Genomic DNA, 8457 nt, shown 5'->3' on the forward strand with positions numbered 1-8457 from the left:
CCCGCGGGTCGGGGGGGCCGCCGCCGTCCCCGCCGGCGCCCTTATGGGGGTGCGCGCGCCCCAACTCAGCCACTCCCTCGCGGTGGGGGGGGGCTATCCCCACCCCCCCCCCCCCCCCCCCCACGGCATTGCGCGCGGCCGCCGCGTACTGCTCGACGGCGGCCGCGATATCGGCCCGGGTCATCTCGCGCGGGGTGAGCGATTCGGCCTTTCCGCCATCGATCAGATGCAGCACGTCCCCGTCGGATACCGCGGACGGCCCGGCGGGCAGCGAGCCGTCGATGCGGGCCAGCGGATGCCCCTTGCGCCCGCCGTGCATGAGCTGGGCGAAGATCCGGCCGTTCGCGGCGTGCACCGATTCGGTCACCCGCCGCCACGCCGCCACGTGCTCGGGGGTCTGCAGGCCCGGCACCCATGCCTCGCTCTGCCCGCTGGAGTGCGGCCAAATCCCCTCGGTGACAATCAGGCCCGCGGCCGATCGTTGCGCGTAGTACTCCGCGACGTCGGCGGTGGGCGAACCGTCGGCGTGCGAGCGCAGGCGGGTCATCGGTGACATCACCACCCGGTTGGGGACCGAGAGGTGGCGGGCGCGATATTCGGTCAGCAACTTCATGGGCGTAAGGTAAAACCTGACATCAATGTGAGGTGCAAGGAGCAAGCCCGTGCGAATCGGTGAACTGGCCAAACGCACCGGAGTGAGCGTCCGGTCGCTGCGCTACTACGAGGATCAGGGCCTGCTGGCGTCCACCCGCACGCCGGGTGGGCAGCGCGAGTACCCCGAGGCCGCGGTGGAGCGGGTGATCCGCATCCAGGAGATGTTCGCCGCCGGGCTGCCCAGCCGCATCCTCGCCGGGTTGCTGCCGTGCATCAACGATGCCGACGGCACCCCGAGCGCCAAGGCTACCCCGTGGCTCACCGAAACCCTGACCGCCGAACGAGCCCGCATCGACGCCTGCATCAAGGACCTGCACCGCACCCGCGAGGTGCTCGACGACGTCATCCGCGCCGCGGAGGGCGAGCCCGCGAGCTGACTCACCCACAGCCAGGCATCGGGTGCTCGCGGGTCAGCGCGCCGCGACCGGTTCCGCACGCCGGTCGGCGCCATCGGTGGTTTCGCCCGCCGCGGCTGCGCGGGCCGAGGCTCGCGTCCGGCGCGAGGCCAGCACCATGCCGACGACGCCCACGGCGAGACCGGCAATGGTCAACGGGCGCAACGGCTGATCGATCAGCAGCCAGGCCATGATCGCGGTGACGGCGGGCGTGACGAAGAAGAGCTTCCCCACGCGGGTGGTGTCCCACCGCCGCAGCATGGCATTGAGCAGCAGGAACGCGCCCATCGAATTGATCAGCACCATCCACACCAGGGCACCGCCGAAGCGGCCCCAGTCGGCCACGTGGAAATCATTGCCCGCCAACGCCATCAGGCCCGCCACGGGCGCGCTAGCCAGGACGTGTATCGCCGTGGAACTCCGGGAGTCGATCGTCGGCGTGAATCGCTTCTGGTACACCGTGCCCAGGCTCAGGCCCAGCAGTCCGACCAGGCACAGCAGCACGCCCGCGACCGAGAACGCGGATTGATCCATGACCGCCAGTCCGACGCCGATACCGCCGATCCCGAATCCCAGCCACTGCCGGACCGTGACCGTCTCGCCCAGCACGCGCCCCGCGAACAGCGCGATCACCACCGGATTCAGGCCCTGCACCAGCGAGATCACCGCGGCCGACACATGTTCGGCCATCGCGGTGTAGAACGCGGCGAACTGCACCACCTGCATCAGCAGGCCCGCGACGACGGCGTGTGCCAGCTGCGCCCCGCGCGGCCACCGGGCGCCGACGGCCATGGCGTACAGCGTGAGGGCCACCGCGGCCAGCCCGAACCTCGCGAACAGCACCAGGAACGGCGGCGCGGCCCCGACTCCGACGATTCCGGCGATGAACGCACTGCTCCACATCAGGACGAAGGCCGCGGGCGCGGCCGTATCCATCGGACGAATCTTCACCAGGGACCTCCCGCAGTAACCATCCAGAGCGGTTACTACGTTGGCAGCCGCATTCATAACCTGTCAAGCCGGTTACCATGGGGACGTGTTCACCTTCGTCAGCGGAAATCTGGCACTGGACTTCGCCGGTACGGTCCAGGCCAGGGCGACCGCCGATCACCTGGAGCGGCTGGCCACACCGGCCGATCTAGCGGACTGGCTGGTCGCGGCCGAGCTGCTCGATGCCGCGCCCGACTGCGACGACACCGCATTGCGGCGCGCGATCGACCTGCGCGAGGCGGTCTACCGCCTCGCCGTGACGACCATCGCGGGCGGCTCGCTCGGCGCGGACGACCGGGGCCTGCTCAACGAGACCGCGCGCGGGGAGCCGCCCCGGATCGCGCTGTCGCCGGATGCGACGGTGCGCCGCGTCGGCACGGCGGACAGCGCCCTGGCGGCCGTCGCCCGCTCGGCCGTCGAATTGCTCGGCGGCGCCGACCGCGGGCGGATCAAGCAGTGCGGTCGCGACGGGTGCACCCGGCTCTACGTCGACACCTCCCGGGCCGGAACCCGCCGCTGGTGCGATATGGCGCGCTGCGGCAACCGCGCCAAGAGCGCCGCCTTCCGGGCCCGACACAGCACGCCGTAGTACCGCGTCAGTGGTGGAGCGGAACCAGTTCGCCGCGCGGGTAATTGGGGACCGGTGCCGGTTCCGGATCGCGGCCGCGCAGATCCGCCCGCAGGAACGCGAAGAAGAAGAACACCAGCAGCAGCGCCCGCCCCCACACCCCGAACTGCACGAGGTGCTCCTGCATGTCGGCCGATTCCCCCGAACCCAGGGCGTAGAAGTAGCGGAAGACCCCGATCCCGATCGCCGCATCGGCCACCAGGTACGCGGCGATCGCCGACCACGGCACCTGCAACAACACCAGGAACGGAATCAGCCACAGCGTGTACTGCGGCGAATGCACCTTGTGGAATTCCAGGAATCCGCACAGCATCGCGCCGCTCACGCCGATCCAGGGGAAGGCCGCGCCCGCCTGAAACCGCTTCCACCCCAGCCACATCGCCACCGCGAAGGCCAGCAGGATCAGGATCGGCGACGCCGCCGACACCACATCCTGGAACGACTGCTCGCTGCCGGGCACGTCCCCGAACATCGGCCGCAATCCCCAGTACCAGATGGAGTTCGTGGTGATATCGGCCCGGCGCAACTGCTGGAAGGTGATCGAGGCGCGCCACCCCTCGTACCCCGCGAGGGCGAAGGGCAGATTGACCGCCACCACGGTCACGACCGCCGCTGCCGCCACCGCCAGCGCGCCGCGCACGTCGTAATCGGTGCGCGACCCGACCTCGCCGTCCTGCGGCGCCGCGCCCCCGTCTCGAGGCGACCCGGCATTCCCCGCGCGGTCCGGCCCAGCGCGTCCCACGCGGTGTTCGACGCCGCCGGTCAGCACGTACACCAGCAGCGGCAGCACGAAGATCCCCGGATACAACTTCAGGCAGAAGCCGATCCCCAGCAGCACCGCGGCCAGAATTCCCCTGGCCCGCAACGAATATCGGGTCAGCGACGTGACCACATACACCGCCGCCACCGACGTCCACACCACCGGCAGCTCCCAATTGTGGAAGGCGTAGAGCAGCAGCGGCGGTCCCACCGCCCACAGCAGCGCCGCCGGACCGGACAGCTTGCCCAGCATCCACGCCGTCAGCAGCGCGAACGGCGCCAGCAGCAGCGCCGAATGCAGCAGAAATACGGCATCGTCCTGCGCGCCCGCAGCGCCCAGCCACATCAGCACCCCGCTGAGCACCGGGTACTCCACGGCGCCGCCGATCAAGCTGCCGTCCGGGGTGATGCCACCGCTGATGTACGGGAAGACGTGCTCGTTGATGCTGCGCCCGAGCCACAGGTACTGGATATCGGAGTAGCAGACCCGCGAATCCTTGATGCTGTCGAACATTTCGCTGCGCCCGTCGGCGGTGAACGGCCCACCGGCACAGCGCGCCTTGTTGAGATAGGCGAGCACCAGCATCACCGCGCACGACAGCGTCGCGGAGACAGCGGCGACCGAACCTGCCGAGCGCGCCGTCTCCCGGCGGCGGCCTACGCGAACGGACACGCCGCCTCCTCCGGACCCGCGGCACCCACCACGGCGCCCGCGGCGAGTCGGTTCGACATGGGACCACGATATGTGCCGCGGCCCGCGGCCGTCGCGCCCTCCCCGGATCGGGGCCGATTTCGCCGCGGAACCCCAGCTCCTGTAGCCTTACCGGGTTGCTGACGCAACGACCCTCCTGCCCACGGACCGTCCGTGGGCCGTCCTTAGTCCACAGGAGGTGATGGGTTCCCGTGCGTCAATACGAAGTGATGGTCATTCTCGATCCGAACCTGGACGAGCGCACCGTCGGTCCGAACCTGGACAAGATGCTCAGCGTGGTCTCCCAGCAGGGTGGCAAGATCGACAAGGTCGATCTGTGGGGTCGCCGCCGCCTGGCCTACGAGATCGCCAAGCAGAGCGAAGGCATCTACGCGGTCGTCGATCTGACCGCCGAGCCCGACACCGTGAGCGAGCTCGACCGCCAGCTGGGACTGAACGAGTCGGTGCTGCGCACCAAGGTGCTGCGCAACGACAAGAAGTAATCCCCTCTCGCAGAGCGAACCGCACTCGTAGTCGTCGGTGCCTGTCTCTAGGCTCTAGCGCAACAGGCGAGTGCGTACTGACTGCACCGGAGAGCAGGAGGAATCATGGCAGGCGACACGGTCATCACCGTCATCGGAAATTTGACGGCCGATCCGGAACTTCGATTCACGCCGGCGGGCGCCGCGGTGGCAAATTTCACCGTCGCATCGACACCCCGCACGTTCGACCGCAATACGAACGAATGGAAAGACGGCGAGGCACTGTTCCTGCGCTGCAACATCTGGCGCGAAGCTGCGGAGAATGTCGCCGAGAGCCTGACCCGAGGCGCTCGCGTGATCGTGAGCGGACGACTCAAGCAGCGCTCCTTCGAAACCCGCGAGGGTGAGAAGCGCACGGTCGTCGAGCTCGAGGTCGACGAGATCGGTCCCTCCCTGCGCTACGCCACCGCGAAGGTCAACAAGACCTCGCGCGGCGGCGGTGGCGGCGGCTTCGGTGGCGGCTCCGGTGGTGGTGGGGGCTTCGGTGGCTCCGGTGGTGGTAATCGCGGCGGACAGCAGAACTCCGCCAGCGGTGACGACCCCTGGGGCAGCGCCCCCGCGGCCGGCTCCTTCGGAGGCGGCGCAATGGACGACGAACCGCCGTTCTAGGACGGCTTCATAAGGGGCCCAACGGCTCCCAGGCATAACGGAGAAGAAGACCATGGCCAAAGCACCGGCGCGCGAAAAGGTGCTGAAGAAGAAGGCGTGTGCCTTCTGCAAGGAAAGCAAGTCCGGCGCGGTCACCATCGACTACAAGGACACGACACTGCTGCGGAAGTACGTCAGCGACCGCGGCAAGATCCGTGCCCGCCGCGTCACCGGCAACTGCGTGCAGCATCAGCGCGATGTCGCCGTCGCGGTCAAGAACAGCCGCGAGGTGGCGCTGCTGCCGTACGTGTCCACGGCTCGCTGAGAGGGAGGCACACGACGATGAAGCTGATTCTGACTGCCGATGTGGACAATCTCGGTGCGCCCGGCGACACCGTGGAGGTCAAGGACGGCTACGGCCGCAACTTCCTGCTGCCGCGCGGCCTGGCCATCCCGGCCACCAAGGGCGCGCAGAAGCAGGTCGAGGGCATCCGCCGGTCGCAGGACGCCCGCCGCGTGCGCGACCTGGACCACGCCAACGAGCTGAAGCAGGCCATCGAGGGCCTGGAGGCGGTCTCGCTGTCGGTGAAGACCGCCGGCACCGGCAAGCTGTTCGGCTCGGTCACCCCGTCCGACGTCGCGGGGGCCATCAAGGCCGCCGGCGGCCCGGTCGTCGACAAGCGCAGCATCGAGCTGCCGAAGGCGCACATCAAGAGCACCGGCAAGCACGGTGTCGTGGTGCATCTGCACCCGGACGTGGCGGCCAAGTTCGACCTGCAGGTCGTCGCCGCCGAGTGACGCTGTCTTCGTAGACCACCTCCGTGCCTGTCGGTTCGGAGGTGGTCTTCGGCTGCGCGCAGCCATCTCACCCTGTAGTTAACTAGTTATTAGCTGTTGCCGCGGGGGGTCGCGGCGGATACTGTCGGCAAATGATCTCGGGGCGTTTCTTCCCAGTTCGGGATGGTTTGGGGAGAACTCCGCAAACCGACCATCCGCATTGTGATCCACGCCATATCGTGACAGAGCACTGTTAACCCAACACGCCCGGCCGTTCATCTTGGACGACACGCCGACGCATCGCCAATCCACAGCGGCTCTGTTGTGGAAATCCATGCCTAGCAGGGAATTGTCGTCCACTCGGCGGCTCTTTCCCCAAGTAATGCACAGGGCCTGCACAACAGCAGGTGAACTGTCCCCACCTTATCCACAGCGGCGTGCACAGCTCGGTTTGGTAGTCCCCAGCTCGGTCGCTTAGGTTCTTCCCGGTGTCGTGACCCGACGCCCCGAACGCCACGATTTCGCGAGTCTTGCAGAACGCACCATCGGTTTGCTGAGTCGGCTCCTCCGAGCCGCGGCAAACCGGCGACGGTGCTGTGACGGGGATCGAACGTGTCGGTACCGGGGCGTAGAACAAGTCATCGATACTCTCGGAACCCGGGCGTGATGAGAGAGGACGGTCGAGTCGGGTGGCAGTCGTCGATGATCGCGGACACTCGGAGTACTCCGAGACGCCGGGGGAGGATTTCGGCCGTCAACCCCCGCACGATATGGCGGCCGAGCAGTCGGTGCTCGGCGGCATGCTGCTCAGCAAGGACGCCATCGCCGACGTCGTCGAGGTGGTCCGGCCGGGCGATTTCTACCGCCCCGCCCACCAGGCCGTGTACGACGCCATCCTCGACCTCTACGGTCGCGGCGAGCCCGCCGACCCGGTCACCGTCGCCGCCTCCCTGGACCGCCGGGGCGAACTCAAGCGCATCGGCGGCGCCCCGTATCTGGTCACCCTGACCCAAACCGTCCCCACCGCGGCCAACGCCTCCTACTACGCCGAAATCGTTGCGGAGAAGGCGATTCTGCGCCGTCTGGTGGAGGCCGGAACCCGCATCGTGCAGTACGGCTACGCGGGCTCCGACGGCCAGGACGTGGCCGAGGTGGTCGACCGCGCCCAGGCAGAGATCTACGAGGTCACCGAGCGCCGCTCCAGCGAGGACTACCTCCCCCTCGAGGAACTGCTGCAACCCACGATGGACGAGATCGACTCCATCGCCAGCCGCGGCGGGATGTCCCTCGGCGTCCCCACCGGCTTCACCGAACTCGACGAGGTCACCAACGGCCTGCACCCGGGCCAAATGATCATCGTCGCCGCCCGCCCCGGCGTCGGGAAGTCGACGCTGGGTATGGATTTCATGCGGAGTGCTTCGGTGAAGCACGGGTTGTCCAGTGTCATCTTCTCGTTGGAGATGAGCCGGACCGAGATCGTCATGCGGCTGCTGTCGGCGGAGGCGAAGATCAAGCTCGGGGATATGCGGTCGGGGCGGATGAGCGATGACGACTGGACTCGGCTGGCGCGCAGGATGAGTGAGATCAGCGAGGCGCCGCTGTTCGTCGACGATTCGCCGAATATGACGATGATGGAGATCCGGGCCAAGGCACGGCGGCTCAAGCAGCGCCACGATCTGCGGCTCGTCGTGGTCGACTACCTCCAGCTGATGACGTCGGGCAAGAAGGTCGAGTCACGCCAGCAGGAGGTCTCGGAATTCTCCCGTAGCCTCAAGCTGCTGGCGAAGGAGCTCGAGGTTCCGGTCGTCGCCATCAGCCAGCTGAACCGTGGTCCCGAACAGCGGACGGATAAGCGCCCCATGGTGTCCGACCTGCGCGAATCCGGCTCGCTGGAGCAGGATGCCGATATGGTCATCCTGTTGCACCGCCCGGACGCGTTCGAGCGGGACGACCCTCGCGGCGGCGAGGCCGACCTGATTCTCGGCAAGCATCGAAACGGCCCCACCGCGACGATCACCGTCGCGCACCAGCTGCACCTGAGCCGGTTCGTGGATATGGCGCGCGGTTAGTGACATACTGGCCTTGGTCGGCGTCGAGTCGTTCGGTGCCTGACCGGTCTTCGGCTGCGGTGTAGTTCTGCCCGCATCGCCAACGCGCAGTGCGCATTCCGCGACGAGCACATTCGCATGTGTCCTCTCCGCTGGTTCGTCACCGATATGCCCGGTGTCCCCTGTCTAGAGATCTGTCGCTGGAGCGCGCCCCGAGAATGGAGCGAAAGTCCATGAGTACCAACCGAATTACCGTCGGCGCCGAGCGAGCGGTGATCGAGAACATGCTCGATCGCAACCGCGAGGCGCTCATAGCGACCGCGCGCCCGCCCCCCGACGGCGGCCGCGACAGCACCGCCGGATGCACCACGGTGTCGACCTCGTT

Annotated in this window: 10 protein-coding genes; 7 read left to right on the top strand and 3 right to left on the bottom strand. The window is 67.9% G+C overall.

The window, feature by feature from the left end:
* On the bottom strand, positions 1-613 hold a 613-nt coding region (locus tag QH290_RS02230; RefSeq protein WP_483244238.1), incomplete at its 3' end, for an oxidoreductase.
* A gap of 49 nt (positions 614-662) precedes the next feature.
* Between QH290_RS02230 and QH290_RS02235 the strand changes: the two genes are divergently transcribed.
* On the top strand, positions 663-1031 hold the full coding sequence (locus QH290_RS02235) for a MerR family transcriptional regulator (RefSeq protein WP_280269147.1): 369 nt from the start codon (positions 663-665) through the stop codon (positions 1029-1031).
* Positions 1032-1064: 33 nt separating this feature from the next.
* Here QH290_RS02235 and QH290_RS02240 read toward each other — a convergent pair whose 3' ends face one another.
* A complete protein-coding gene (locus tag QH290_RS02240; protein WP_280381831.1) occupies positions 1065-2000 on the bottom strand; it encodes a DMT family transporter in 936 nt (311 codons plus the stop codon).
* An 85-nt stretch (positions 2001-2085) separates the two neighbouring features.
* Between QH290_RS02240 and QH290_RS02245 the strand changes: the two genes are divergently transcribed.
* Positions 2086-2628: a CGNR zinc finger domain-containing protein gene (locus tag QH290_RS02245; protein WP_280269145.1), complete on the top strand. Its 543-nt coding sequence runs from the start codon at positions 2086-2088 to the stop codon at positions 2626-2628.
* 7 nt (positions 2629-2635) lie between these two features.
* Here QH290_RS02245 and QH290_RS02250 read toward each other — a convergent pair whose 3' ends face one another.
* Entirely contained in the window at positions 2636-4012 is a 1377-nt protein-coding gene (locus QH290_RS02250) for a hypothetical protein (RefSeq protein WP_280269148.1), read from the bottom strand.
* A gap of 317 nt (positions 4013-4329) precedes the next feature.
* On the opposite strand from QH290_RS02250, the gene rpsF reads away from it, so the two are divergent.
* The 5 genes from rpsF to dnaB all read left to right on the top strand — a co-directional run bounded on the left by rpsF (position 4330) and on the right by dnaB (position 8093).
* The gene (gene rpsF / locus QH290_RS02255; RefSeq protein WP_068032986.1) at positions 4330-4620 is read left to right on the top strand and encodes a 30S ribosomal protein S6; all 291 of its coding nucleotides are present in this window, start codon (positions 4330-4332) and stop codon (positions 4618-4620) included.
* Positions 4621-4725: 105 nt separating this feature from the next.
* On the top strand, positions 4726-5268 hold the full coding sequence (locus tag QH290_RS02260; protein ID WP_280269144.1) for a single-stranded DNA-binding protein: 543 nt from the start codon (positions 4726-4728) through the stop codon (positions 5266-5268).
* Between the two features lie 52 nt (positions 5269-5320).
* Positions 5321-5572: a 30S ribosomal protein S18 gene (rpsR, locus tag QH290_RS02265; protein WP_280269143.1), complete on the top strand. Its 252-nt coding sequence runs from the start codon at positions 5321-5323 to the stop codon at positions 5570-5572.
* A 17-nt stretch (positions 5573-5589) separates the two neighbouring features.
* Entirely contained in the window at positions 5590-6045 is a 456-nt protein-coding gene (gene rplI / locus QH290_RS02270) for a 50S ribosomal protein L9 (RefSeq protein ID WP_280269142.1), read from the top strand.
* A 668-nt stretch (positions 6046-6713) separates the two neighbouring features.
* Complete coding sequence (dnaB, locus tag QH290_RS02275; protein ID WP_280269141.1) at positions 6714-8093, top strand: replicative DNA helicase; 1380 nt, start codon at positions 6714-6716, stop codon at positions 8091-8093.
* The last annotated feature ends 364 nt before the right edge of the window (positions 8094-8457 follow it).

Source organism: Nocardia wallacei (assembly GCF_029869545.1).
Classification (GTDB): domain Bacteria; phylum Actinomycetota; class Actinomycetes; order Mycobacteriales; family Mycobacteriaceae; genus Nocardia; species Nocardia wallacei_A.